Here is a 25,415-nt window from a genome sequence, read left to right on the forward strand (position 1 = left end):
CAGTTTCGGTTCACGTGGGCCTTGGCAAGGTCAGCAATACTGACTGGGCTGGAAGAAGGTTCCCACAACGGGGCCGTCCGTGCCGGGGGACCTTGGGGGTCCGGGTGAAGCGGTTTGAAGGGCAGGTCGCCGGCTATTGGCTGGCGGCCCTGGGATTTGTTTGTGCGTGGAGCATCCTGTGCTGGCCCTGGCTTTCGGGGGCGGTCACGATTCCCTTCGATGCCAAGGCGCATTTCCAGGCCCAGATTCAGTTTCTCGCCCAGGCCCTGCATAGCGGCCAGTCGCCATTCTGGACGCATAATGTCTTCGGCGGCTCGCCACAGGTTGCCGATCCGCAATCCCTTATCTTCTCGCCCGCCATCCTGCTCGCGCTGCTGACGCCATCGCCGAGCTTCCGGATGGTGGATGCCTACGTGCTGGCGCACCTGCTCGCCGGCGGGCTCGCCTTCCTGATGTTCTTCCGCGATCGCAGCTGGCACCCGGCGGGCGGCCTGCTTGCCGCTCTCGCCTTCGCCTTTGGCGCTTCGGCGGCCTGGCGTGTGCAGCATGTCGGTCAGATCGCGAGTCTCGCATTCTTTGCGATCGCCTTCTGGCTGACGGCGCGCATGCTTCAGCGCTCGTCGCTGCGCGCCGGCGCGCTCGCCGGCTTTGCCGCCGGCATGATGGTGCTGGAGCCCGACCAGGTGGCCCTACTGGGCGCCTATGTGCTGATCGGAATGGTCGTCGCGCATTGGTTCTCCGGCGGCTGGGCCGCCGTCCGCGCGAGCCTCGCACCGATTTCGGTCGCGAGCATCGCGGGACTAGCGACGATTCTGCTGCCGCTGATCTGGACCTGGCTTTTCGCCGAGGCGACGACTCGTCCCGAGGTCGATCTCATCGAAGCTGGGCGCGGCTCGCTGCATCCGGCCTCGCTGCTGACCGCCTTCGTGGCTGATCTTTTCGGCGCGCGCGATCCGGCCGTGGACTTCTGGGGCCCCTACAGCCCGGCCTGGGATGCCAAGGAGCTCTTCCTGTCGCAGAATATGGGGCAGGTCTATGTCGGGGCGCTGCCGCTGTTGCTCCTGATCGCGCCGGGCCTGAGCCGTGGCTGGCTCTGGGACAAGGCCATCCGGCCGCTGACGCTGCTCTTCGTCTTCATGGTTCTGTTTGCGCTCGGGCGCTACACGCCGCTGTTTCAGGCGGCTTACGAGTATTTGCCGGGCGTGAAGGTCTTCAGGCGCCCGGCCGACGCGACCTTCCTGATCGGCGCGCTTGGTGCGCTGCTCGCAGGATACGTGCTGCATCGCATTCTGAGCGAGGAGCGTCTCGGTTCACTGTATCGCGATCTCGGTTTTGCCGGAGTGGTCGTCGCTGCGCTCGTCGCCGCGGCCTTGTTCATCTCGAAGCGCGAGGGGCACCTTGCCGACGCCTGGTGGCCGAGCCTGTCGGCGGCCTTCTGGTTTGCGGGTGCGGGGCTGGTCCTGGTCGTGCTGACGCGCTGGCGCGGCGCGCTGGCGCCGCTCGCCAGCGTGCTCCTGGTCGCCGGCGTCGTCGGCGCGGATCTTGGCGTCAATAACGGCCCCAACGACTCGACTGCATTGTCGCCGCAGCTCTACGACGTGCTCCGTCAGGAGACGAAGAACGAGACCGTCCACATTCTCAAGCAACTGGTTGCCCAGCCGGCCGATTCGCCACGCCGCGACCGCGTCGAGTTGCTCGGCATGGGGTTCGAATGGCCGAATGTCGGGATGGTTCACGGCTTTGACCATACGCTCGGCTATAATCCGTTGCGGCTGGCCGATTTCTCGGATGCGGTCGGCACGCGGGACTCAATCGCTGCGCCGGACCAGCGCAAGTTTACACCGCTTTTTCCCTCCTATCGCTGCCGCCTCGCCGATCTCCTCGGCCTGCGCTACATCGCGACGCGGGTTCCGATCGGCCAGGTCGATCACGCGTTGAAATCCGATGATCTCAAGCTCGTCGCCTTCACGGGGGATGGCTACATCTACGAGAACCCACGGGCCTTGCCGCGCGCCATGTTCGTCGGTGGCTGGCAGCTTGCCGATTTCGACGGCATGAAATCTGCGGGCCAGTGGCCAGACATCGATCCGCAGCAGGTTGTGCTGCTCGATAGCGTGCCGCCGGATGCGGTGCCGGAAGGGCCGATTTCGGCGCAAGCCGAGGTCAAGCTGACGCGCTATCAGAACACCGAAGTCGAGATCACGGTCACGACGGACAGGCCTGGCTTCGTCCTGCTCAACGACATCTGGCATCCATGGTGGCGGGCGGAGCTCGACGGCGCGGACGTCGATATCCTGAGGGCGAATGTGCTGTTTCGCGCCGTGCAGGTGCCGGCGGGGACGCATACGGTGCGCTTCAGTTTCAAGCCGGTCGAGGGCGCCATCGCGGAGCTGCGCGATCGCGTCGAACCGATCGTGCCCGAGGAGGCGCCTTCGGCTGCCGAGCCGCGCGTGGCGGCGGGATCCGGCACGACGCCCAATCCACGTCTCTATGAAGACGGCGGCTGGTTCGAAAGCCGCGATCACGGCCAAGCGCCGCAGACTGCGACCCTGGTTCGCTAAATCATCGGACCGGATTTCGTATCCGGTCCGATGGTCTACCTTTCCGCGACTGGATCGGCTTTCCCGAAAGTCGCAATCCAGTTTTCGGGCCGATGCGTCAGATCGCCCCCCAAAGGAAAGGTCCGGCGACACGAACGCATCGCCGGACCCAAATTGCTCGAGGAGAAGCCTTGCGGGTTTCGCCTCGCCTAGCCCTCAGGCGACGCCGAGCTTCTTCTGCAGGCTGGTCGAGGAGGTGGTGTACTGGAAGGTCAACCGCTTCTCCGGATAGACATAACGGTGCACCTTCTGGGCGGCGAGTGCCGCCTCATGGAAGCCCGAGAGGATCAGCTTGAGCTTGCCGGGATAGGTGTTGATGTCGCCGATGGCGAAGATGCCCGGCACATTGGTCTCGAATTTCTCGGTGTCGACCGGGATCAGGTTCTCGTGCAGGTTCAACCCCCAGCTCGCGATCGGTCCGAGCTTCATCGTCAGCCCGAAGAACGGCAGCAGGGTATTGCAGGAGACCTCGAAGGCCTCATTGGCACTGTCGCGACAGATCGCGGCTTCCAGTGCGGTGCCGTCGCCCTTCAGGCCGGTGACCTGACCGATCCTCAGATCCATCCTACCGTCCGCGACCAGTGCCCGCATCTGCTCGACCGAATGCGGCGCAGCGCGGAAATCGTCGCGACGGTGCATCAGCGTCACTCGCTTGGCGAGGGGCTGCAGGTTCAGGGTCCAGTCGAGCGCGGAATCGCCGCCGCCGACGATCAGGATCTCGCGGTCGCGGAAGGCTTCCATCTTCCGGACGGCGTAGAAGACGCTGTTGCCCTCATAGGCCTCGATCCCCGGGATCGGCGGCTTCTTCGGCAGGAATGATCCGCCCCCGGCGGCAACGAGCACCGTCTTGGTGTTGAAGACGGTGCCGGCATCGGTGCGCACCCGGAAGCGCGGCGCCTCCGCCGTGCCGGTCGGCTCGAGCGACTCGATCATCTGGTTGAGATGGAAGGTCGGGCCGAAGGGTTTGACCTGCTCGATCAGATTGTCGACCAGGCCCTGTCCCGTGACCATCGGAAAACCGGGAATGTCATAGATCGGCTTTTCCGGATAAAGCTCGGCACATTGGCCGCCGACCTTCGGCAGGATGTCGACGAGATGGGCGCGGATATCGAGCAGACCGAGTTCGAACACCGCGAACAGGCCGCACGGACCCGCGCCGACGATCACGACGTCGGTTTCGATGACCTCGCTCTCAGCGACGTTCTCGTTGGCAATTTCGGCACTCATCGTGAATTCCCTCGGGGTGTTCCCTGCGGCCATGCGCGGGAGCCGATGCAGCAAATCCTGCTGCGATGCAATGAAAACCCCCGCCCAAGCGTAGGCGGTAGCCGGAAAAGAGAAGAATTTCCTGTTTCAGGCGCCCGTGTCAGCAACAAGGCCTATGCTTATAATCCCGGCGATGGCCGCTGCCTCGTCATTGTCCGAGGTGTCTCCCGAGATTCCGATTGCGCCAAGCAGCACGCCGGCCCCATCGCGCATGAGCACACCACCCGGGACCGGCACGAGCGATCCGCCGACCGCATGGGTTGCTGCTTCAATGAAATAGGGGCGGTCGAGCGCCATCTTGTGCAGGGCGCGCGACCCGAGGCCGAGCGCCACGGAGCCATGCGCCTTGCCGAATGCGATCTCGCCGCGCTTCAGGCTGGTGCCGTCCTGCGCCGCAAAGGCCTTCTGGGCCCCCCGCGCATCGATGATGGCGATCGCGAGCGGTTTAAACCCGGATTTCTCGGCATGGGCGAGCGTGTTGGCGAGGATGGTCTGGGCCTGGGCCAAGGTAAGCATGGGAAGGGCCTTCCGTTGAGGACGCGAGCTTCTTGCCAGCCCGCGGGCACGGAGGGAAGCTGCCGCAGCGCGCAAGCTGCCATGTCATGGTGAAACCTGCCGGCATATCGCCCCCTTTGCCGGCATCACGCAATTCAACTTGAACTTGCAGGGGCAAGCGGGCTTCATATCAGCCCCGACACTGGAGGATAAGCTATGGGTCTGTTCAGTTTCATCAAGGAAGCCGGCGCGAAGATCTTCGGTGGTTCGGCACAGGCGGCGACGCCCGACGCTCTGCAGAAGGAATTGGCCGGGCACGGGCTGCCCTCCGACGTCAATATCCAGATCGATGGCGACAAGGTGAAGGTGTCCGGCAAGGCGGTTTCTACCGAAGAGGCCGAGAAGATCATTCTTGCGCTCGGCAACACGACGGGCGTCGCGCAGGTCGAGTCCGAGCTGGCGGTCACGAAGGAAGCGCCCGCTGCCGTGTTCTACACGGTCAAGAAGGGCGATACGCTCTGGAAGATCGCCGAGGAGCATTACGGCAAGGGGCAGGGCGCGAAATACACCGAGATCGTCAAGGCCAATACGCCGCCGGTGAAGAATCCCGACCTAATCATGCCCGGCTGGGTGCTGCGTATTCCGCCCAAGGCCTGATCCGCTTTCGGGTTACTGAAGCAACGGCATGCGGGATGGCCCGCATGCCGCTCTGATGCTCGTCGAGACCGCGTCAATTTCAAGCGGACGGCTCTTGCGTCAGCCGCGCTTTGGCGCTCATCTGTCATACCAATAAGGCAGACAGGGCATTCCTTATGGGAATGGCCCGTCATGCTGTGCCTGAGCAGGCCTCTGGGGAGGGGATGAATGAGTTTTGATCGCCGCAAATTCCTGACGCTTGCCGGCTCGGCCGTTGCCGCGCCGGCCGTGATGCGTGTCAGTCGCGCCAATGCCCAGGAGGTGACGCTGAAGATGCATCACTTCCTGCCGCCCGTCGCCAATGGCCATTCCAAGTTCCTGAAGCCCTGGGCCGACAAGGTCGCGGCTGAATCGAATGGCCGCATCAAGATCGACATCTTTCCGTCGATGCAGCTTGGCGGAACGCCGCCGCAGCTGTTCGACCAGGCTCGTGACGGTGTTGCCGATATCGTCTGGACGCTGCCCGGCAATACGCCTGGGCGGTTCACCGGCATCGAGGCCTTCGAGCTGCCCTTCGTCTCGAACAAGCGCGCCTTGGTCAATTCGCTGGCGCTGACGGACTACGCCGAGCAGAACCTCAAGGACGAGTTCAAGGACGTCAAACCGATCTGCTTCTGGGCGCATGATCACGGGCTGATCCATGCCAACAAGCAGGTGAAGACGATGGAGGACCTGAAGGGTCTGAAACTGCGCTTCCCGACCCGGCTTGCCGGCGAAGCGCTGCGGGCGCTCGGTGCCAATGCGATCGGGATGCCGATCCCGCAGGTGCCGGAATCGCTGGCGCAGCGTGTCATCGATGGCTGCGTCGTGCCGTGGGAGGTCGTGCCGTCGATCAAGGTCCAGGAGCTGGTGAAGTATCACACCGAGATCCCGGGCTCGCCGACCTTCTATGTCGCGACCTTCATCCTGGCGATGAACCGCGCGAAATACGATTCGCTCGCGCCCGAGCTGAAGGCGGTTCTCGACAAGAACTCGGGGGCTGTTGCGGCTGCCATGGCCGGCAGGGTCTGGGACGAGCAGGCGGTCGTGGTATCCGAAATGGTTCGCAAGCGCGGCAATACCATCACCATGCTCGACGAAGCCGAAGCGGCGCGCTGGCGCAAGACGACCGAGCCGGTGATCGACGGCTGGATCAAGGCCGCCAAGGACAAGGGGCTCGACGGCGCGAAGCTGCTGGAGAGCGCCAAGGCGGCGCTTGCCAAGCACGAGAAGGCGGCTTGACGGCGCATCATGGCGGTCAGCGGCCGGGAGGCAACGATGCCGGGCTTCGATGCTCTGGTGCGTGGGATCGCCATCGCGGGTGGCGTTCTGCTGATTGCGCTGGCGACCATGGTGGTCGTCAGCGTGACCTTGCGCAGCGACCTGATCGGCGCGGCCGGCGTCCCGGGTGATTTCGAGCTGGTGCAGATGGCGACGGCGATCGCCGCCTTCTGCTTTCTGCCCTATTGCCAGCTTCGGCGCGGCAACATCTTCGTCGACACCTTCACGCTGAAACTGCCGTTGCGCTGGCAAAGGGCAATCGATGCGCTCTGGGACATCGTCTATGCGCTGGTCATGGCGTTGATCGCCTGGCGACTCGCGGCCGGTGCGCTGGCGGCCTTCGCGAGCGGCGAGAACACGATGGTCCTGCAGCTGCCGAGCTATCTCCCGATCGCGCTCTGCGCCGTGCTGGCCGCGCTGGTTTCGCTGACCTCGTTCGTCAGCGCCAGCCGGCTGGTGAGGGCGCGCGCGTGAGCGGCTTTACCCTCGCCATCACGGGCTTCGTCGCGCTTCTCGCGCTGATGGTCGTCAGGTTGCCGATCGGGCTGGCGATGATGCTGGTTGGTGGCCTCGGCTACATCCAGCTCAACGGGCTGGAGCCGTTCCTCAACTACATCAAGACGACGCCCTATCAGATCTTCGCCAATTACACGCTGTCGGTGATTCCCCTCTTTGTGCTGATGGGGGCTTTCGCCGAGCGATCGGGCCTGGCATCCGACCTGTTCAAGGCCGCGTCGGCCTTTGTCGGCCATCGCCGTGGTGGGCTCGGGATGGCGATGATCGGGGCCTGCACGGGCTTCGGCGCGATTTGCGGGTCTTCGGTTGCGACGACGGCGACCTTCGCGCGCGCGGCGCTGCCGCAGCTGCGGCACTACCGTTACGACCCCGGCTTCGCCTGTGGTGTCACCGCCGTCGGCGGCACGCTCGGTATCCTGATCCCCCCCTCGGTGATCCTGGTCGTCTACGCGATTTCGACCGAGCAGAACATTGCCAAGCTGTTCAAGGCGGCCCTGATCCCGGGGCTGATGGCGGCCGCGATGTACTGCATCACCATCGCGCTCATGACCCGGCTCGACGCCACGCTTGGTCCGGCGCATGAGCGGATCGCCTGGCGCGACAGGCTTGGTCCGCTGCTCGGTGTCATCCCGGCGATGCTAGTCGCGCTGATCGTGGTCGGCGGCATCTATGGCGGGATCTTTACCCCGACAGAGGGGGCCTCGGTCGGGGCCTTTGTCATGTTGATGATCGGCGTGTTCCGGCGGACGCTGGGCCTGAAGGAGATCGGCGAGGCGATCCTGCAGACGGCCGAGACCTCGGCGATGATCTTTGCGATCCTGCTCGGAGCCGAGATCTTCAACGCCTTCCTGGCGCTGACCCAGGTGCCGACCGCTGCGGCCGAAATGATTGCGGCGTCGGGCTGGCAGCCTTATTCGGTCCTGGTCGGTCTGCTCGTCTTCTACATCGTGCTCGGCGGCGTCATGGACGAACTTGCCATGATCCTGCTGACGCTGCCGGTGTTCTTCCCGATCGTGACCGCGCTCGATTTCGGCATGCCTGTCGACGATATCGCGATCTGGTTCGGCATCCTCGTCCTGATCGTGGTCGGGATCGGGATGACCTGCCCGCCGATCGGCCTCAACGTCTTCGTCGTCGCTTCTCTGGCGCGTGATGTCCCGGTCACGCGGATCTATCGCGGGGTGCTGCCTTTCGTGCTCTCCGATATCATCCGGCTTGGCATCGTGGTGGCATTTCCAGCCCTCACGCTCTATCTGGTGAAGCTACTGGATTAGCCTGGACTGGATGGCAGCCGTGACCGTGAACGATCTCGATATCGACGACATCAAGGCCGGGCTTGCGGCTGATTCCATTCTGATCGTGGATGTGCGCGAGCCGCATGAATTCGCCGCCGGGCATATTCCCGGCTCGGTCTCGCGGCCGCTGTCCCAATTCAACCCCGCCGACCTGCCCAATCCGCCTGGAAAGCGCGTCGTGTTCTCCTGCGCGGCCGGCGTGCGCTCGCTGCGGGCTCTGGAATTCGCGCAGTCGGCCGGGCTCGATATCGACAGCCATTATCGCGGTGGCTTCAAGGACTGGGCGATGCACGGCCAGCCCGTCGAGTAATAGGACCGGGCCTTGCGCGTCATGCATCGCAGCTTTCTGCCTCCGGGGGGCTGACGCGACGCCGATCCTGCTCCAGTTTCCTAAGCGACGGTTTCGAGATTTTCGTACTTTCAAGGATGTAAGCCCATGCGCCCCATGAAGTTCGGAGTCGGCCAGCCCATTCGCCGGGTCGAGGATCACCGCCTGACTACCGGGACGGGGCGCTATACCGACGATATCGCCGTCGAGGGAGCGCTGCATGCCTTCGTGCTCCGCTCGCAATATGCTCATGCGAAGTTCACGATCCGGGACAAGGACACCGCCCGCAAGATGAAGGGCGTGAAGCTGATCCTGACCGGCGAGGATGTCGCGCATCTCGGCGACATCCCCTGCAAAGGCTTGATCACGACGGTTACGGGCGAACCGGTGGAGCCGAATCCGGTGCCGGTCTTGCCGACCGACACGGTGCGTCATGTCGGCGAGGCGGTCGCCTTCATCGTTGCCGAGACCCTGAGCCAGGCCCGCGACGCAGCCGAGGCGATCGATATCGCCTGGGAGGTCCTGCCCTCGATCACCGGTATCGCCGAAGCGCTCGCTCCAAAGGCACCGCAGGTCTGGCCGGGGCGTGAGGGCAATGTCGCGTTCGAGGCCGAACAGGGCAATGCGGAGAAGACGGAGAAGGCTTTCGCCAAGGCCGATCGCATCGTTTCCGTCACGATCGTCAACAACCGTCTCGCCTCCAACTACATGGAGACGCGCGCCTGCATCGCCGAATACGACAAGGATTCGAAACGCTGGACGCTGACGCTCGGCAGCCAGGGCAGCCATGGCACGCGCGATATCCTCGCCGGCTACATCCTGAAGGTCGACCCCTCGCGCATCCGCGTCATCACGCCCGATGTCGGCGGCGGCTTCGGCACCAAGATCTTCATGTATCGCGAATACCCCCTGACCATGGTGGCGGCCGAGAAGCTGAAACGCCCGGTGCGCTGGGTCGCGGACCGGACCGAGCATTTCCTCGCCGACACGCATGGCCGCGCCAATCTGACCACGGCTACGATGGCGCTCGACAAGCAGGGCCGGTTCATTGGCCTCAAGGTCGATCTCGCTGCGGAAATGGGCGCCTATCTCTCGCAGTACGGGCCTTTCATCCCCTGGGTCGGCACGACGATGACGCCGGGCTGCTACAATATCCCGGCCGTGCATGTGCGCTTCCGTGGGGTCTTCACCAACACCACGCCGGTCGATGCCTATCGCGGAGCCGGGCGTCCGGAGGCCGCCTACCTGATCGAGCGGCTGGTCGATGCCATCGCGCGCGAGACCGGCAAGACACCGGACGCTGTCAGAGCGCAGAACTTCGTCAGGCCGGCGGAGATGCCGCATTCGACCCAGACCGGGCCAGTCTATGATTCCGGTGAGTTCGAGGGGCATATGCGCCGCGCCATGGATGTCGCCGACTGGAAGGGCTTCAAGGCGCGTCTCAAGGCCTCGACCAAGGCCGGCAAGATCCGCGGCATCGGCATGGCCTGCTATATTGAGGCTTGCGGCGGCGGCGGCCCGGAGAGTTCAACCGTCATCCTCGAGAAGGACGGCACGGTGACCGTGCTGATCGGCACCCAGTCGAACGGGCAGGGGCACGAGACGGCCTACTCGCAGCTCGTCGCGCAGCATCTCGACATTCCGATGGACCGCATCCGCGTCGTTCAGGGCGATACCGACCGGGTCGAAACCGGATCCGGCACCGGCGGCTCGCGCTCCATTCCGGTTGGGGGCGCTGCGCTCGACAAGGCATCCTCGATCCTGACCGAGAACCTGAAGCAGCTCGCGTCCGAAAAGCTCGAGGCCGGTATCGGTGATCTCGAGATCGTCGATGGCGCGGTGCGGATCGTCGGCACCGACAAGGCGCTCGACCTCAAGGCTATTGCCGCCCTGCCTGGAGCGACGGCGGACAAGCTCAGGGTCCATCAGAGCTGGACGCCACCGGAAGCGACCTATCCGAATGGCACGCATATCTGCGAGCTGGAGGTTGATCCCGGTACCGGCGCGACCGAGATCGCCAACTATGTCGTGGTCGACGATTTTGGCGTGACTCTGAACCCGCTGATGCTCGAGGGCCAGGTCCATGGTGGTGCCGCCCAAGGCATTGGCCAGGCTCTGATGGAGGAAATCCGCTTCGATAGCTCCGGCCAGATGCTGACGGCGACGTTCATGGATTACGCTCTGCCGCGCGCGGTCGACGTTCCCAACTTCCATTTCGAGACCCGCAATGTCCGCTGCGTCACCAACGCGCTCGGTGTTAAGGGCGCCGGAGAGGCCGGGGCGATCGGGGCCTGCCCGGCGGTGATGAACGCGATGGTGGACGCGCTCGACCGTGCAGCCGGCATCCGGGCGATCGATATGCCCGCGACGCCGAAGAAGGTCTTCGGGGCATTGAGAGCTGCGGGCTATCAGCACTGACGCAGGCGTAAGCCCCTCTCGTTCCGACGTGATCACGGAAATGCGACTTGGCGTCGTGATGCGGATCGGCTGATCTGGAACGCTTCTAAGCGGCGCGCTCGACGCCGCGCTTTCCGGGAGGAGGCTTACGCATGATACGCACCGTACTCGTCGCTGCCGGCCTAGTTGTGACGCTCTCGACCGTGATTGCCCAATCGGATCCGATTGCCGAGCGTCGCAATACGATGAAGGGGGTCGGCGCCGCCACGCGCGATGGCGCGGCCATGGCCAAGGGCGAGGCTGCCTTTGACGCGACCAAGAGCGAGACGATCTTCAAGGTCTACGCGGCCGCCGCCAAGAAGATGCCGGGCCTTTTCCCTGATACGGCCAAGACGGGTGGCGAGAGCACGGCCGGACCCAAAATCTGGGAGGATCCAGCCGGCTTCAAGGCTGGGTTTGCCAAGCTCGATACGGAGGCCACCGTTGCGGCGGCGAGCTCCACCACGGACCTCGACAGCTTCCGTACCGCCTTTGGAACGGTGACCAAGAACTGTGCCGCCTGCCACGAGGTCTATCGCATCAAGAAATAGGTTTCTCTGGGCCACTGCGGTGGTGCCGCCTTGTCGAACATGAGGTGAGGGGCGGGGTCCATATTGGAGCCCGCCCTTTTGTCTTTGCCCTGCACTACGGCCGTTCCAAACTCCCGCAACGTTCGTGGCGGCCGCCTGTCCGCGGCAGCGACAGGTAGATTTGCTTAAATTCCGGTGCGTTCACGAAAATGCGACTTGGCGCTGTCATGCGAATGAGCTGATCTGGAAGGGTTCTAAGCGGTGCCTGTCAGGCGCCGCATCTCCCCGAAAAGGATAGTCGCGCATGATCCGTACCGTAGTCGTTGCTGCTGGCCTCATTCTCGGCCTTTCGGCCGTCGTCGCGCAGTCTGACCCTATCGCCCAGCGCCGCGATGCGATGAAGGCCGTTGGCGCGGCAACGCGCGAGGGCGCGGCCATCGCCAAGGGCGAGGCAGCTTTCGATTCCGCCAAGGTCCAGAATATCTTCAAGGTCTATGCAGACGCGGCCAAGAAGCTGCCTGCCCTGTTCCCGGAGACGGCCAAGACCGGCGGCGAGACCACTGCCGCGCCAAAGATCTGGGAGGATCAGGCTGGCTTCAAGATCGCTCTCGCCAAGTTCGAGACCGAGGCCATGGCCGGTGCTGCCGCTGCCAAGGACCTTGACGGTTTCCGCGCGGCCTTTGGCGCCGCGACCAAGAATTGTGGCTCCTGCCACGAGGTCTACCGCATCAAGAAGTAAGCTCGGCTGCGCCGCGCGGTTGCGTCGTGCGGTCGAACATGGGTTGATGGGCGGGCTCCACCATGGGCCCGCCCATTCTCGTCAGACCTGCGCTTCGAACTTTTGGAATCCTCGGAGCGTTGAGGCACCAGCAAACCGGGAAACGCTTGATGCGCCGCCTATTTCTCACGCTCGGCATTTTCATCCTGTTGGGACTAGCCGGCTTCTATGTTCTCACCGATCCGCGCGTCGTTTCGCCCGCGCCCGAGATCGGCACTCTGCCGCCGCCGGATGTCGAGAATGGCAAACTGCTCTTTGCGGCGGGAGGCTGCTCTTCATGCCATGCAACGCCCGGTCAGGATGACAAGCTCCGGCTTGGCGGCGGGCTTGCCTTGCCCTCGCCCTTCGGCACGTTTCACGCTCCCAATATCTCACCGCACACGCGGGACGGAATCGGCAATTGGGGCGTGAAGGATTTCGTCGATGCGATGGCGACCGGTGTCTCGCCGTCGGGACAGCATTACTATCCGTCGTTTCCCTACACCTCCTATCGGCTGATGCCACCCAAGGCCCTGGCCGATCTCTTCGCCTACCTGCGCACCCTGCCCTCGGTCGAAGGACGTGCGCCGGGGCACGATCTGCCTTTCCCCTTCAACATCCGCCGCGCGGTCGGGGGCTGGAAGCTGCTGTTCTTCGACGGTACGCCGTTCCGGCCGGACCCGACGAAGAGCGAGGAGTGGAACCGGGGCGCCTATCTGGTGCAGGGGCCGGGCCATTGCGCCGAATGCCATTCCAATCGCAATGCGCTGGGCGCGATCATTCCGGCGACACGCTTCGCCGGTGGCCCAGACCCGGAGGGCAAGGGCTTCGTGCCGAACATCACGCAGCATGCGGACGGGCTGGCGAACTGGTCGAAGTCGGAGATCGCCGAGATGCTCAAGACCGGCTTTACTCCGAGCTTCGACAGCGTCGGCGGCAGCATGGCGGCGGTGGTGCGCAACACCGCACAGCTGTCAGATGCCGATCGGATGGCGATGGCGGAGTTCATCAAGTCGCTGCCGGCGGTCGCCGGCCCGCCGCGGCCCAAGAAGGCCGAGTGAGCCGCATTGGCGCGTTGGCGGTTACGCTCGCACTGTCATCCCGGTCTGCCTTTGGCCGCCCGGGATGATCCAACCTTCTGCGTTTGGATCGGCCTTCGCGAGACCGCAATCCACTCTTCAGGCCGGTGCTTTAGCGTCTACTCCATCACCGCCGCTTTGAGGATGCAGACCATCAGCGCCGAACCGGGCTGGTCGCCGACGCAGCGGACGATATGGCGGCGGTCGCAGCGGTAGCGCAGCGTCTCGCCCGCCTTGGCGCGCTGGATCACGTCCCCGACCTCGACCTCGAACTCGCCGGAGGTCACGGAGAGCGACTCGATCGAGCCGCGCTGATGACCTTCGGAATCGAGCTCGCCGCCGGGCTCGGCCTGTACGTCGTACCATTGCAGCCATTCGACCGTCTTGATCCACCCGATGATGGCGAGCCTGAGCTTGCCGTCTTCTGAGACCAGAATCGGCGTATCGGCGCGGGTGGTCTTGTCGATGAAGGCTTCCTCTTCGCCGCTCGACAGCACGCGCTCGATCGAGATGTCGAGGGCCTGCGAGAGCCGCCAGATCGTCGCCAGTGTCGGGTTGGTTTCGTTGCGCTCGATCTGGCTGATGATCGACTTGGCAACGCCCGACTGCTCCGCGAGCTCGGAAAGCGAGAGATTATAGGCCTTGCGCAGGCGCTGGATCGTCTTGCCGAGCTGGCCCGAGATGACCTGGGCTCCGGATTCGAGCTCGCGCCCGCCACGTTCCTTGGTCTCGATACCCATCCTGATACCTGTCACACGAATGCTGATCGTTTGCGGAAGCGAACAAACGTTTGTCTAACCGGACAATGCCTGTTCCAGTTGGAAGGAGCAAGCTGGAGAGGGGCGGGCGACGGCCGAGGGCGGCTTCGTCGGGGCGCCTTTCACACAATTCTGCCCGTGTTCTCAGGTCGCCCGCGTCGGGCCGACCTCGCGCGTCTCCCGCTTGAGCAGACCGAGCTGCTTCTCGCGCAGGATCACATAGATGCCGGATGCGATGACGATGGCTGCGCCGATGAGCACGGCTGAAGCCGGCCAGTCGCCGAAGACGAACCAGCCGATCGTAACGGCCCAGAGCATCGTCGAGTATTCGAACGGCGCGATCAGCGAAGCGTCGCCGTAGCGATAGGCCTGGACCAGGAAAATCTGGCCGAGCCCGCCAAGAATGCCGATCGCGACCATGAGTGCGGCGTCCTGAAGATCGGGCATGCGCCAGCCGAGCAGGATGGTGAAGAGGCCGAGCGTCGTCGTCATCAGCGTGAAATAGAAGACGATCGCGCCGGTGCGCTCCGTCATGGTCAATTGCCGCACCTCGATCGAGGCAAAAGCCGAGCAGCAGGCGCCGGCAAGGCCGAAGGCCGCGCCGATTGCCGGTGCATTGCTGCCAGCGATCTGGAAACTGCCCAGATGCGGGGACAGCATGATCAGGACGCCGATGAAGCCGATCGTCACCGCGCTCCAGCGATAGATGCGGACACGCTCCTTCAGCACCAGAGCTGCAAGCACGACGACTGCGAGCGGCGCGGCATAGCCGAGCGCGACCGCGTCCGGGAGCGGCAGAAAGCTCAAGGCTACGAAGCCGCAGAACATGCCGGTCGAACCGATCACCCCCCGCTTGAAATGGCCGCGCAGATTCTTGGTCTTCAGGGCAGCAGGAATTTCGCCGCGCCAGCCGAGCCAGAGCAGCAGCGGGATCAGCGCGAAGAAGGACCGGACGAAGACGAGTTCCCCTGTCGGATAACGGGCCGCGATCGCCTTGATGCCAGCCGACATCAGGGTGAAGGACAAAGCCGAGATCAGCTTGAGCGTGATGCCGAGGAGAGGAGACAACGGTGCTGCGCGTACGTGTCGGGGGAGAGAGTCTTATAAAAGACTTGTCCCTCTAGATCACGTTCGCGCGTCCGGTCCAAGCGCAATGCTTGCAACCCTGATGCCCGCGGCGGCGCATGCGTGCCGGGGAAGCGTGCTGGATGCGGGTCTTGCGCGGCAGGAACTGGGAGAGAATTCCTGCCCCGGACAGCAAGGCTCACCGGGGCAGATGCTGGCCTTGCCGCGTCTCAGAACGTTCCCTTGAAGACGCCGCCGTCGATCAGCAGGTTCTGGCCGGTGATGTAGCCGGCATGGGCGCTTGCCAGGAAGGCGCAGGCCTTGCCGAACTCCTCGGCGCTGCCGAAGCGCCTCGCCGGGATTTCGGCCATGCGGCCCTTCGTCATTTCTTCGGGCGTGATCCCCTTGATCGCCGCCATCTTGGTGGTCGAGCCCTTCAGCCGATCGGTATCGAACATGCCGGGCAGGATGTTGTTGATGGTGACGTTGGCATATGCGACCTCGCGGGCGACGCCGGAGAAGAAGGCGGTCAGACCGGCGCGTGCGCCCGACGAGACATCGAGCCCGGTCAAGGGGGTCAGCACGCTCATCGAGGTGATGTTGACGATGCGGCCGAAGCCGCGCGCGATCATGCCGTCGACGACACGCTGCATCAGTTCGACCGGCGTCGCCATGTTCTGGATGACGCCTTCGAGTAGCGCTTCGCGCGAGACTTCGCGGAACGGCTTCGGCGGTGGGCCGCCATTGTTGTTGACCAGGATGTCCGGCTCCGGCGCGGCGGCGAGCAGCGCGTCCTGACCTGCGCGGGTCGAGACGTCGGCAACGACCGCGATCACGGTTGCACCATACTTGGCCCGGATCTGGCTTGCCGTGGCCTCCAGCGTGGTCGCGTCGCGGCCGTTGATGACCACGGTGCATCCGGCCTCTGCGAGGGCCTCGGCGCAGCCGCGGCCAAGCCCCTTGCTCGAGGCGCAAATGATGGCCGTACGGCCGGCAATACCCAAATCCATCGCGTTTCTCCCGAGCTTTCGCTGATGTTCAGCTGAGCAGAACCACGGATTGAGTTCTGCGTCATCAAAGCGCAATGCAAATCAGACACACGCCGCAAGCAATGCAACAAGATGGGCTGGCGGCATGAGCGACGAGGACGAGGCGAAGCAGGTTCGCAGCATCTTCATCTCCGACCTGCATCTGGGAACGCGAGGAGCACAGGCCGATCTCGTGCTCGAATTCCTGCGGGCCTATGATGCTCCGCAGATTTATCTCGTGGGTGACATCATCGACGGCTGGCGGCTGAAGAGCGGCTGGTACTTCCCGCAGGCGCATAACGACGTCGTGCAGAAGCTCTTGCGCAAGGTGCGCAAGGGTTCGCGGCTGATCTACATCACCGGCAACCACGACGATTTCCTCCGCGACTTCACTGGAAGCGAGTTCGGCGGAATCCACATCGCCGACCATGCGCTGCATGAAACCGCTGACGGCAAGCGCCTGCTGGTGATCCATGGCGATCTGTTCGATCTGGTCGTGCGCAACGCAAAATGGCTCGCCCTGCTGGGCGACTGGGCCTACACGGTTGCGCTTGCGTCCAATACGGTCGTCAACAAGGTCCGTCGCCTCTTCCATCTGCCGCACTGGTCGCTCTCGGCCTGGGCCAAGCAGAAGGTGAAGAATGCGGTCAATTATATCGGCGAGTTCGAGACCTGCCTTGCCGCCGAGGCCCGCCGCCATGGTGCAGACGGCGTCGTCTGCGGCCATATCCATCACGCCGCACATCGCAAGATCGACGGGCTCACCTACATCAACACGGGCGACTGGGTCGAAAGCTGCACGGCTGTGGTCGAGCATCATGACGGCCGCTTCGAGGTCATTCGTTGGCCGCAATACCGGCTCAAGAGCGAGCCCGTGCGGCCGATCCCGCTGCCGGCTCTGGTCAGCGAGGCCGCCTGATGCGCGTCCTCATCGCGACGGACGCCTGGCGCCCCCAGATCAATGGGGTCGTCCGGTCGCTGGAGCAGATGGTCGAGGCAGGACCGTCATTCGGTGTGACGCCGCATATGCTGACGCCCGACGGATTTCGGCAGATCGGCTTGCCATCCTATCCCGATATCCGCATCGCGCTGGCAACGCAGGGCGCCATCGCCCGGCGCATCACCGATTTTGGGCCGGACCACATCCATATCGCGACGGAAGGGCCGATCGGCTGGCTGACCCGCGCCGTCTGCCTCGCACAGAAGCGGACGTTCACGACGAGCTACCACACAAGGTTCCCGCAATATGTCGCGGCCCGCTGGCCCATCCCGGAACGCTGGAGCTACCAGTTCCTGCGCCGGTTCCATGGGGCGGCTGCCGGGGTCATGGTCTCGACCGCGACAGTCGAGGCCGAACTGAAGGAGAACGGGTTCGAGCGCATTCTGCGCTGGGGGCGAGGCGTCGATCTCCAGCAGTTCCATCCGCGCCAGGCAAGCGTGCTCGACCTGCCGCGTCCCATCTTCCTCAGCGTCGGGCGCGTCGCGGTCGAAAAGAACCTGGATGCCTTCCTGTCGCTGCGCCTGCCCGGCAGCAAGGTCGTCGTCGGCGATGGCCCGGCGCGCGCGGATCTGCAGCGGGCCTTCCCGGATGTGACATTCCTGGGCACGCGCGAGGGCGACGACCTGGCCGCGATCTATGCGTCGTCGGATGTCTTCGTCTTTCCGAGTCTGACCGACACCTTTGGTATCGTGCTGCTCGAAGCCGCGGCAAGCGGGCTGCCCGTTGCCGCCTTTCCGGTGCAGGGGCCGAGCGATGTCTTTGCCGGCAGTGGTGCCGCCGTGCTGGACGAGGATCTGCGGCGCGCAGCGCTAGCGGCCTTGCGCATCCCGCGCGAAGCTTGCCTGGGACTTGCCGCAGGCCATAGCTGGCAGAGCAGTGCCGAGCAGTTCTACGGGCATATCCAGCGGATTTCCCGGCGCGCTCCGGTCCAGAGCATTACAACCTTCGCGAACGCCCGTGCCGGGGAAGCGCAGGCGCAGGAGCGGCAGCGGGCTTGAGTTCGCGCCGAAACACATCCCTTCTTTCGTGCACGGAGGCGATGACGAGGCCCATTGGCACGCCAAGGCCGACAAGTGCTGCCTCCGACAATTGCAGACTGGCCTCGATGGTCTCCGGCACTGCGTCGTTGACGCCGAGTTCATAGAGATGCCGGGCATGGGCGGCGTCGCGGGCGCGCGCCACGATGACGAGATCGGGGCGCAGAGCCCTTGCCGCCTTGACGATCTCATCGACCGCACGGTGGTTGTGGATCGTGACGATCAGGGCGCTTGCGTCGACCACGCCGCAGAGTTTCAGGAAGTCGGGCTTGGTCGCGTCGCCGAAGAAGGCGGGTCGGCCAGCGCGCCGTTGGCCGGCGATCAGGATCGGGTCGGAGTCGAGCGCGATATAGGGCTTCTTGTGCTCTTCCAGCATCGAACCGACGAGCCTGCCAACCCGGCCGCAGCCGATGACGATCGCACGCCCCGCATGATCGTCGGGCGGCAGGATCGTAGCCTCCTCAGGCAGTATCACCGGCGGCGCGAAACGCGCCGCCATATGGCGTGCTACACGAGCCAATAATGGCAGCGCCACCATGGTGAGGGACACCGCGGCAAGCACGAGGCTTGCCGCGTGCTGGTCAACAAGCTTCGCGCCGACAGCCGCATTGAGCAGCACGAAGGCGAATTCGCCGCCCGGAGCGACCATGATCGCGGTCTCGAGCGCTGTCGGGACGGAGAGAGCCAGCAGCCGGGCCAGGCCCAGCACAACCAGCACTTTGGTCAGGAGAAGGCCGGCCGCGATGCCGAGGATGATTGCGGGCTGGGCTGCAAGCTGCGCGGGATCGACACTCATGCCCACGATCAGGAAGAAGACGCCGATCAGCAGGGATTTGAACGGCTCGATCGTGACTTCGATGGCGCGCCGATACTCGGTTTCGGCCAGGAGCAGGCCGGCGATGAAGGCGCCGAGGCCCATGGAGAGGCCAGCTGTTGCCGCCACAAGTCCCGTGCCGAGTGCCACCAGCAGAGTTGCGGCAAGGAAGCTCTCGGAGCTGTCCGTCGAGGCGACAAGGCGAAAGAGCGGACGAAGCGCCAGCCGCCCGACCACCACAATGCCGGCAATCGCTGCGAAGGCGTGCACGAGCGCCTGCGCAAGGCCGGCGATCAGCGAGCCGCCATTCTGCGCACCGAGGACGGCGATGAGGAAGAGCAAGGGCACGACCGCGATATCCTGGCAAAGCAGGATCGCAAAGCTGGTGCGCCCGGCCGAGGTCATCATGCGGCGCTTGGCCGAGAGCAGTTCGACGACCATGGCGGTCGAGGACAGGGCGAGGCCGAAGCCGATGATCAAGGCCGCCGCAGCGGGCTGCTTCAGCAGGAAGGCGCCGCCGCCGATGATTGCGGCAGACAGCGCGACCTGCCCGAGCCCGAGGCCGAAGACCAGCCTGCGCATGGTCATCAGGCGCTCGAAGGAGAGCTCGAGCCCGATGACGAAGAGCAGGAAGGCAACGCCGATTTCGGCGGGGCCGGTCAATGTGCTCGAGTCGGACACGGTGATCGTGCGCAGCAGCGGCACCGAAGAGACGAGGCCGCCCAATCCGAAGGGGCCGAGCAGCGCGCCGCAGGCCATGAAGGCGACAATCGAATTGACGCGGAAGCGCTTGGCAAATGGCACGATTACGCCGGCCGTGGCGAGGACGACGATGGCGTCTTTATAGGCCGAGGGGTCGATCGTGGCTGCCAAGCTATCCTCGCGTTGCCGATTCAGGGGGCGAATCATGTTTGCGGTCCAAGAGCTTGCGATACAAGCGCTTGTGCGGACCCCAGCAAAAAACTTGCCGTTGGCGGAGACGGCCCGTAGCTTCCGCCCGCATTGTTCGAAGGGGTTTCCATGCGTTTTGCCGGCACCGATTCCTATGTCGCGACCGAGGATCTCACCGTCGCTGTCAACGCGGCGATCCGGCTGGAGCGGCCTCTGCTGGTCAAGGGAGAGCCGGGCACCGGCAAGACCGTGCTGGCGGAGGAGATCGCATCGGCCCTGAAGGCGCCGCTGATCACCTGGCACATCAAATCGACGACCAAGGCCCAGCAGGGTCTCTACGAGTATGACGCGGTCAGCCGTCTGCGCGACAGCCAGCTCGGCGACCCGCGGGTGTCCGATATCTCCAACTACATCAAGCGCGGCAAGCTCTGGGAAGCCTTCGCCTCGGGCGAACGACCCGTGCTGCTGATCGACGAGATCGACAAGGCCGATATCGAGTTCCCCAACGACCTGCTGCTCGAGCTCGATCGCATGGAGTTCCATGTCTACGAGACGGGCCAGACGGTTCGGGCCGCGCAGCGCCCGGTGATGATCATCACCTCCAACAACGAGAAGGAACTGCCGGACGCCTTCCTACGCCGCTGCTTCTTCCACTACATCCGCTTCCCCGATACGAAGACGATGCAGGCGATCGTCGAAGTGCATTTCCCCGGCATCAAGAAGCGGCTGATGGAGGAGGCGCTGCGCCTTTTCTTCGAGGTGCGCGAAGTTCCGGGAATCAAGAAGAAGCCCTCGACCTCGGAGCTGCTCGACTGGCTGAAGCTGCTGGTCGCCGAGGATATCGGCCCCGAGGTCCTGCGTGAGCGCGACCCGCGCAAGCTGATCCCGCCCCTGCACGGAGCGCTGCTCAAGAACGAGCAGGATGTCAGCCTGTTCGAGAAGCTCGCCTTCATGGTGAGGCGGGAGAGCCGCTGAGCGGCTGACCGCTCAGGGATTGCAAGGCGGGATCGCCACCGCGAGATCGATCTTGGCATCGACCTCGCGCACGGCTTCGCGCAGATCGAAATCGCGCGCCACGACGACGTAGTCCTGCGTTTCCGACGTCTTCAGATAGCTCGTCATCAGGATTGGCTTGTCGCCGAGCTCTCCCGTACGGCAGGCCTTGTCCGCGTTTAGCGCCAGGGAACCGCGATTGCCGCTGTTGCCGACCCCGACAAGCAGTTCCTCGCGGAACACCGAGAGCTTGGTTGCATCCGCGGGGCTAAGCCGGAACACGGCCAGACGCCGTCCCGGCGAAGTCATGACCGGCAATGCGGCGAGCTCGGTGGCGTCGCGCACTTCTTCCAGCACCACTTTGCGCTCATGGCGCCCGCCGCCCTTGGGGGAGACCACGATCGTCATGGTGACGCCGCCCGGCAGGGGGCGGATGTCGGACGGCAGGCTGATGGCGGCACGCAGATCGGCCAAAGTCGTGCTGCGCATGTCGATGCGCGACAATTTCGGCAGGGAACTCAGCGGGACATGGCCGCACGCGCCGGCAAGGGCGGCTGCGATCATGGAAGCGAACAGGGAAGGGCGCATGGTGAGGCTCGTCAATTTCAAATGGGAATATGGCCTGGACATTCAAAAATTCATCTATTAGTTTAATTTTGTCAATCGAGGGCAGAATGAGATGAGCGCGGAGAACACTTTGAGGTCGAGCGATGCGCCGTTGGCCACGCTGAAGCGCGTCAGCATGGCAGCACGCCTCGCCAGCTATGCCGCAGCATTGCTCATGGGATTCGGCATGGCCTGGCTGTGGAGCGACCCTGAAAGCCTCGCCAATCATGCGCGCGGCACGATTGGCGTAACTGTCGCGCCGCTGACGACGGCGATGCGCAGCTACTGGCTCGCCCTGTCTGTCGCCACCGTTCCGGCTGGCTTGTTTATCTACGCGATGCTGCGTCTCGCAAACCTGTTTGGGCGCTTCGGAAAGGGACGGGTCCTTGAAGTCGTCAATGCCGTCGAGCTCAGCCGGATCGGCTGGCTGCTCATTCTGTTTGGTGCGGCGACCCCGATTGCGCGCGCCCTGCAGAGCGTGGCGCTGACCTATGACAATCCGGCCGGCCGCAGGCAGCTTGCGATCACGCTCGATCCCGGCATGTTCGGCGCGCTGGCTGCAGGTGCTGTCCTTGTCGCCTTCGGGCTGGTGCTGCGCGAGGCGATGCGCCTCTCTGACGAGAATCAGAGTTTCGTGTAGGACAGGGCGATGCCGATCATCGTCGAACTCGATGTCATGCTGGCGCGTCGAAAGATGCGCTCGAAGGAACTTGCCCAGCGCATCGGCCTGACCGAGCAGCAGGTGTCTCAGCTCAAGTCCGGGAAGGTCCGTGGCATGCGTTTCGATACGCTTTCGCGCATCTGCGACACGCTCCAATGCCAGCCCGGCGACCTGCTGCGCTACGAGCCGGGCGAAGAGGAGGAGGGTGGAGGCGCAGAGGCTTGAGAGTCGTGCGCGGCCTCTCGCAAAACCCGAAGCAGATGGTTAGGTTCTGATTATGCTGCGCCTTCTGCTTCTCCGCCACGCCAAGTCGAGCTGGTCCACCGGTCTCACCGATCGGGAGCGACCACTAGCGGTCAGGGGCCGCGAAGCAGCCCCTGTCATGGGGCGCTATCTGGCAGAGGAGATGCTGCTGCCCGATCTCGTGCTGGTCTCGCCAGCACGACGGACAACCGAAACCTGGGAGCTGGTCGGGCCGATGCTGCCGGAGCGCCCCGGGAGCCATCTCGAACCACGCATCTACGAGGCCAAGCCCGAGCGATTGCTGCAGGTCGTCCATGACACGGAAGCCAATGTCCGCACGCTCCTGATGATCGGGCATAATCCCGGCTTTGAGGAATTGGCCGCAAAGTTGACCGGCCATGGCGACCGTTATGCGGCGGCGCGAATGGCACAGAAATACCCGACCTGCGGGCTTGCCGTGCTTGATTTCGCCGTCGAAGACTGGCGCGATGTCGCACCGCGCGGCGGGCGGCTCGATCGTTTCGTGACGCCCGCCTCGCTGGGCGAAGGGCCGGACGAATGAGCGGACCTGCTCCGTTCCTCGCCACATGAGCTCCCCCTCCTATCTCGACGAGGCGCGCAATGCCGCGCTGGCCTTCGGTGACAGCCTGCTTGGACTTGCCCGGCCGCGCCTGCGCCTGGGTGTCACCGGGCTGTCGCGCTCGGGCAAGACTGTCTTCACCACGGCGCTGATCCAGAATCTCATCGAGGGCGCCAGGCTGCCGGTGCTCAAGGCGGCGGCAGATGGACGGATCACGCGCGTACGGCTGGTGCCCCAGCCGGATCCCGATATACCGCGTTTTCCCTATGAGGCTCACCGCGCCGCCCTGTCAGGTCCCGACCGGCGCTGGCCCGAGTCGACCCGACGCATTGCGGAGCTGCGGGTCGAGATCGACTACGAGCGAGCGGCCGGCTGGTTCAAGGGGCCGGCGACGCTGACACTGGATATCGTCGACTATCCCGGCGAATGGCTGCTCGATCTCGCGCTGATCGGCGTCGACTACAAGACGTGGTCGCGGCAGGCGATCGTGGATGCGCGCAAGCCTCACCGGATCGGTTCGGCCAAGCCCTGGCTCGATGGCCTCGCTGTCCGCGATCCGTCGGGGCCTCCTGATGAACTGGCCGCGGAACTCGCGAGCGATCTGTTTAAGGCCTATCTTGCGAGGCTGCGCGCCGATCCGGAGGCTGTCGCCGTGACCCCGCCCGGGCGATTCCTGATGCCCGGTGACCTCGAAGGTTCACCGGCGCTGACCTTCGCGCCGCTCGACGTCGCTCCCGATACCGAGGTCGCGCCAGGCACGCTGGCGGGGCTGATGGCGGATCGCTACGAGGCCTATAAGCGCGTCGTGGTGACGCCGTTCTTCCGTGATCATTTCGCCCGCCTGGACCGGCAGATCGTGCTGGTCGATACATTGGCGGCGCTCGATGCCGGTCCACCGGCGCTCGCCGATCTTGAAACGGCGTTGGGCCAGGCCCTCACGGCATTTTCCGTCGGTCGCAACTCCTGGCTGACGAGCCTGTTCGCGCCACGCATCGAGCGCGTCCTCTTCGCTGCGACGAAAGCCGACCATATCCACCACACCAGCCATGACCGGCTGGCAGCAGTGATGTCTCATCTCGTGGCGCGGGCGGCCGCACGGGCGCAAGGCGCCGGCGCCAAGGTCGAGGCGATGGCGCTGGCTGCGGTGCGGGCGACGAGGGAGGTCAGGATCAAGCAGGGAGGCGAGGATTTGCCGGCGATTGCGGGCGTTCCGGAGGCGGGCGAAAGGGTCGGCGACGAGGTATTCGACGGCATCGCCGAAGCGGCGATCTTCCCGGGTGAACTGCCCGAGCGTCCCGAGGCGATCTTCGATCCGAAGGCGCAGTCCTGGCAGGTGAGGGCGCCACGCTTCAGGCCGCCGCTGGTGCTGCCGGATGCAGGAGGGCGGAGCCAGCCTCCGCCGCAGATTCGCCTCGACCGTGCGCTCGAATTCCTGATCGGTGACAAGCTGGCGTGACGGAGGGAGGCAGATACATGAACAAGGCTCCCCGCGCCGTTCGTCTCGATGCCACCGTGCCGGGCGAGGACGCTCCACGCATGACGAAGGGCGTCGCGGTCCTGCCCGAAAGCGAACCGCTCGACCCGGTCGAGCCGGCCGTCGTCCCGGTGGCGAGCCGAAAGGGCTTCAGCTGGGGCAGCGTGTTCGTTGCGGGTCTGTCCGCCTTCCTGACACTCTCGATCGGCGTCTGGGCCGAGCGGACCATCTCCTCGCTGATGAATGAGAGCCCAGTGCTGGGTTATGCGGCATTGGCCTCGGCGGCGCTCGCCGTGCTCGCCCTTCTGGTGATGCTGGGCAAGGTTCTGCGCGACATCCTGCGCGAGCGGCGCGTCGAGTCGTTGCGGCTGCGTGCCACGGCGGTGCTTGCCGGTGGCAGTCTCGACGAAGCCAAGGCGATCACCGGCGAACTTCAGCGCCTCTATGCGACGCGACCGGAGACTGCAAAGAGCCGGGCAGAGCTGGCGGACAGCCTGCCCCAGCTCTTTGCGCCGCATGACGTTCTGACCGTCGCAGAGCGGAGCCTGATGACGCCGCTCGACGCCGCGGCGCAGGCGCAGATCGCGCTGGCCGCGCGCCGGGTCTCGCTGGTCACGGCCGTCAGCCCGCGGGCCCTGATCGATATCGTCTTCGTGCTTGTGGCCTGCGCGAGATTGCTGCGGGCGATCGCCGGCATCTATGCCGGCCGCCCCGGGACGCTGGGCCTGCTGCGTCTGGCGCGGCAGGTGCTCGGCCACCTGGTCGTGACAGGCGGCATCGCGGCCGGTGACGCGCTGGTCCAGCAGGTCGTCGGGCAGGGGCTCGCCGCTCGGCTTTCGGCCAAGCTCGGGGAGGGCGTGCTCAATGGCCTGCTGACGGCGCGCGTCGGGCTCGCTGCGCTTGCCGTTTGCCGGCCTCTGCCATTCATCGAAGCCAAGCCACCCACCCTGTCGGATGTGGCAAGCGACCTTCCGTCCTGGCGCGGCACGGCTTCCAGCTGACCTTCG

The 25,415-nt window shown here is 64.7% G+C and carries 25 protein-coding genes; 18 read left to right on the forward strand and 7 right to left on the reverse strand.

All coding sequences use genetic code 11. The annotated features are described in order from the left end of the window. Positions 1–104: 104 nt before the first annotated feature. On the forward strand, positions 105–2,561 hold the full coding sequence (locus tag AC1DW9_RS14545) for a hypothetical protein (RefSeq protein WP_476775871.1): 2,457 nt from the start codon (positions 105–107) through the stop codon (positions 2,559–2,561). A gap of 195 nt (positions 2,562–2,756) precedes the next feature. Here AC1DW9_RS14545 and AC1DW9_RS14550 read toward each other — a convergent pair whose 3' ends face one another. Both AC1DW9_RS14550 and AC1DW9_RS14555 read right to left on the reverse strand, forming a co-directional pair. Continuing rightward, positions 2,757–3,827, reverse strand: a complete 1,071-nt coding sequence (locus AC1DW9_RS14550) for an NAD(P)/FAD-dependent oxidoreductase (RefSeq protein WP_441506267.1) — start codon at positions 3,825–3,827, stop codon at positions 2,757–2,759. A gap of 126 nt (positions 3,828–3,953) precedes the next feature. Then, the gene (locus tag AC1DW9_RS14555; RefSeq protein ID WP_441506266.1) at positions 3,954–4,382 is read right to left on the reverse strand and encodes a GlcG/HbpS family heme-binding protein; all 429 of its coding nucleotides are present in this window, start codon (positions 4,380–4,382) and stop codon (positions 3,954–3,956) included. 195 nt (positions 4,383–4,577) lie between these two features. On the opposite strand from AC1DW9_RS14555, the gene lysM reads away from it, so the two are divergent. The 9 genes from lysM (at position 4,578) to AC1DW9_RS14600 (ending at position 13,240) form a co-directional block, all read left to right on the forward strand. Beyond that, on the forward strand, positions 4,578–5,018 hold the full coding sequence (gene lysM, locus AC1DW9_RS14560; RefSeq protein WP_043237577.1) for a peptidoglycan-binding protein LysM: 441 nt from the start codon (positions 4,578–4,580) through the stop codon (positions 5,016–5,018). A gap of 207 nt (positions 5,019–5,225) precedes the next feature. After that, a complete protein-coding gene (locus AC1DW9_RS14565) occupies positions 5,226–6,278 on the forward strand; it encodes a TRAP transporter substrate-binding protein (RefSeq protein WP_441506265.1) in 1,053 nt (350 codons plus the stop codon). A gap of 36 nt (positions 6,279–6,314) precedes the next feature. Further along, complete coding sequence (locus AC1DW9_RS14570; protein ID WP_441506264.1) at positions 6,315–6,791, forward strand: TRAP transporter small permease; 477 nt, start codon at positions 6,315–6,317, stop codon at positions 6,789–6,791. Beyond that, on the forward strand, positions 6,788–8,107 hold the full coding sequence (locus tag AC1DW9_RS14575) for a TRAP transporter large permease (RefSeq protein WP_441506263.1): 1,320 nt from the start codon (positions 6,788–6,790) through the stop codon (positions 8,105–8,107). The genes AC1DW9_RS14570 and AC1DW9_RS14575 overlap by 4 nt, the downstream gene beginning before the upstream one ends. Positions 8,108–8,117: 10 nt before the next feature. After that, entirely contained in the window at positions 8,118–8,438 is a 321-nt protein-coding gene (locus AC1DW9_RS14580) for a rhodanese-like domain-containing protein (RefSeq protein ID WP_441506262.1), read from the forward strand. A gap of 126 nt (positions 8,439–8,564) precedes the next feature. Then, on the forward strand, positions 8,565–10,874 hold the full coding sequence (locus AC1DW9_RS14585; RefSeq protein ID WP_476775872.1) for a xanthine dehydrogenase family protein molybdopterin-binding subunit: 2,310 nt from the start codon (positions 8,565–8,567) through the stop codon (positions 10,872–10,874). Positions 10,875–11,005: 131 nt separating this feature from the next. Next, on the forward strand, positions 11,006–11,443 hold the full coding sequence (locus tag AC1DW9_RS14590) for a c-type cytochrome (RefSeq protein ID WP_441491531.1): 438 nt from the start codon (positions 11,006–11,008) through the stop codon (positions 11,441–11,443). 283 nt (positions 11,444–11,726) lie between these two features. After that, positions 11,727–12,161, forward strand: coding sequence for a c-type cytochrome (locus AC1DW9_RS14595; RefSeq protein WP_476769124.1), 435 nt, complete (start codon positions 11,727–11,729; stop codon positions 12,159–12,161). Between the two features lie 149 nt (positions 12,162–12,310). Further along, positions 12,311–13,240 (forward strand): c-type cytochrome, encoded by a 930-nt coding sequence (locus AC1DW9_RS14600; RefSeq protein ID WP_441491529.1) that lies wholly within the window; start codon positions 12,311–12,313, stop codon positions 13,238–13,240. A 137-nt stretch (positions 13,241–13,377) separates the two neighbouring features. Here the strand turns inward: AC1DW9_RS14600 and AC1DW9_RS14605 are convergent, their stop codons facing one another. The 3 genes from AC1DW9_RS14605 to AC1DW9_RS14615 all read right to left on the reverse strand — a co-directional run bounded on the left by AC1DW9_RS14605 (position 13,378) and on the right by AC1DW9_RS14615 (position 16,091). Then, complete coding sequence (locus AC1DW9_RS14605; RefSeq protein ID WP_043237595.1) at positions 13,378–13,998, reverse strand: helix-turn-helix domain-containing protein; 621 nt, start codon at positions 13,996–13,998, stop codon at positions 13,378–13,380. A 162-nt stretch (positions 13,999–14,160) separates the two neighbouring features. After that, positions 14,161–15,084, reverse strand: a complete 924-nt coding sequence (locus AC1DW9_RS14610) for a DMT family transporter (RefSeq protein ID WP_441506259.1) — start codon at positions 15,082–15,084, stop codon at positions 14,161–14,163. A gap of 227 nt (positions 15,085–15,311) precedes the next feature. Further along, positions 15,312–16,091 (reverse strand): SDR family oxidoreductase, encoded by a 780-nt coding sequence (locus AC1DW9_RS14615; RefSeq protein WP_441491527.1) that lies wholly within the window; start codon positions 16,089–16,091, stop codon positions 15,312–15,314. Positions 16,092–16,215: 124 nt separating this feature from the next. On the opposite strand from AC1DW9_RS14615, the gene AC1DW9_RS14620 reads away from it, so the two are divergent. After that, positions 16,216–17,028: a UDP-2,3-diacylglucosamine diphosphatase gene (locus AC1DW9_RS14620; protein ID WP_441506258.1), complete on the forward strand. Its 813-nt coding sequence runs from the start codon at positions 16,216–16,218 to the stop codon at positions 17,026–17,028. Continuing rightward, a complete protein-coding gene (locus AC1DW9_RS14625; RefSeq protein WP_476775873.1) occupies positions 17,028–18,107 on the forward strand; it encodes a glycosyltransferase family 4 protein in 1,080 nt (359 codons plus the stop codon). The genes AC1DW9_RS14620 and AC1DW9_RS14625 overlap by 1 nt, the downstream gene beginning before the upstream one ends. Here the strand turns inward: AC1DW9_RS14625 and AC1DW9_RS14630 are convergent. Further along, on the reverse strand, positions 18,046–19,833 hold the full coding sequence (locus AC1DW9_RS14630) for a cation:proton antiporter domain-containing protein (RefSeq protein ID WP_441506256.1): 1,788 nt from the start codon (positions 19,831–19,833) through the stop codon (positions 18,046–18,048). The two genes, AC1DW9_RS14625 and AC1DW9_RS14630, sit on opposite strands and share 62 nt — an antisense overlap. Positions 19,834–19,980: 147 nt before the next feature. On the opposite strand from AC1DW9_RS14630, the gene AC1DW9_RS14635 reads away from it, so the two are divergent. Further along, positions 19,981–20,826, forward strand: coding sequence for an AAA family ATPase (locus AC1DW9_RS14635; protein WP_441506255.1), 846 nt, complete (start codon positions 19,981–19,983; stop codon positions 20,824–20,826). Between the two features lie 12 nt (positions 20,827–20,838). Here AC1DW9_RS14635 and AC1DW9_RS14640 read toward each other — a convergent pair whose 3' ends face one another. Next, positions 20,839–21,432 carry a hypothetical protein gene (locus tag AC1DW9_RS14640; protein WP_476769128.1) on the reverse strand — a complete coding sequence of 198 codons (594 nt, stop codon included), beginning with the start codon at positions 21,430–21,432 and terminating at the stop codon, positions 20,839–20,841. A gap of 91 nt (positions 21,433–21,523) precedes the next feature. Between AC1DW9_RS14640 and AC1DW9_RS14645 the strand changes: the two genes are divergently transcribed. From AC1DW9_RS14645 to AC1DW9_RS14665, 5 genes are read left to right on the forward strand one after another with little or no spacing between them, the layout of a single operon-like run. After that, positions 21,524–22,090 (forward strand): hypothetical protein, encoded by a 567-nt coding sequence (locus AC1DW9_RS14645; protein ID WP_476775874.1) that lies wholly within the window; start codon positions 21,524–21,526, stop codon positions 22,088–22,090. A 9-nt stretch (positions 22,091–22,099) separates the two neighbouring features. Further along, positions 22,100–22,336: a helix-turn-helix domain-containing protein gene (locus AC1DW9_RS14650; protein WP_069879946.1), complete on the forward strand. Its 237-nt coding sequence runs from the start codon at positions 22,100–22,102 to the stop codon at positions 22,334–22,336. A gap of 52 nt (positions 22,337–22,388) precedes the next feature. Next, entirely contained in the window at positions 22,389–22,916 is a 528-nt protein-coding gene (locus AC1DW9_RS14655; protein ID WP_441491519.1) for a SixA phosphatase family protein, read from the forward strand. A gap of 25 nt (positions 22,917–22,941) precedes the next feature. Continuing rightward, on the forward strand, positions 22,942–24,390 hold the full coding sequence (locus AC1DW9_RS14660) for a YcjX family GTP-binding protein (protein WP_441506252.1): 1,449 nt from the start codon (positions 22,942–22,944) through the stop codon (positions 24,388–24,390). A 17-nt stretch (positions 24,391–24,407) separates the two neighbouring features. After that, complete coding sequence (locus AC1DW9_RS14665; protein ID WP_476775875.1) at positions 24,408–25,409, forward strand: YcjF family protein; 1,002 nt, start codon at positions 24,408–24,410, stop codon at positions 25,407–25,409. The last annotated feature ends 6 nt before the right edge of the window (positions 25,410–25,415 follow it).

The sequence above is a fragment of the Allobosea sp. P4_E12 genome, assembly GCF_056401655.1.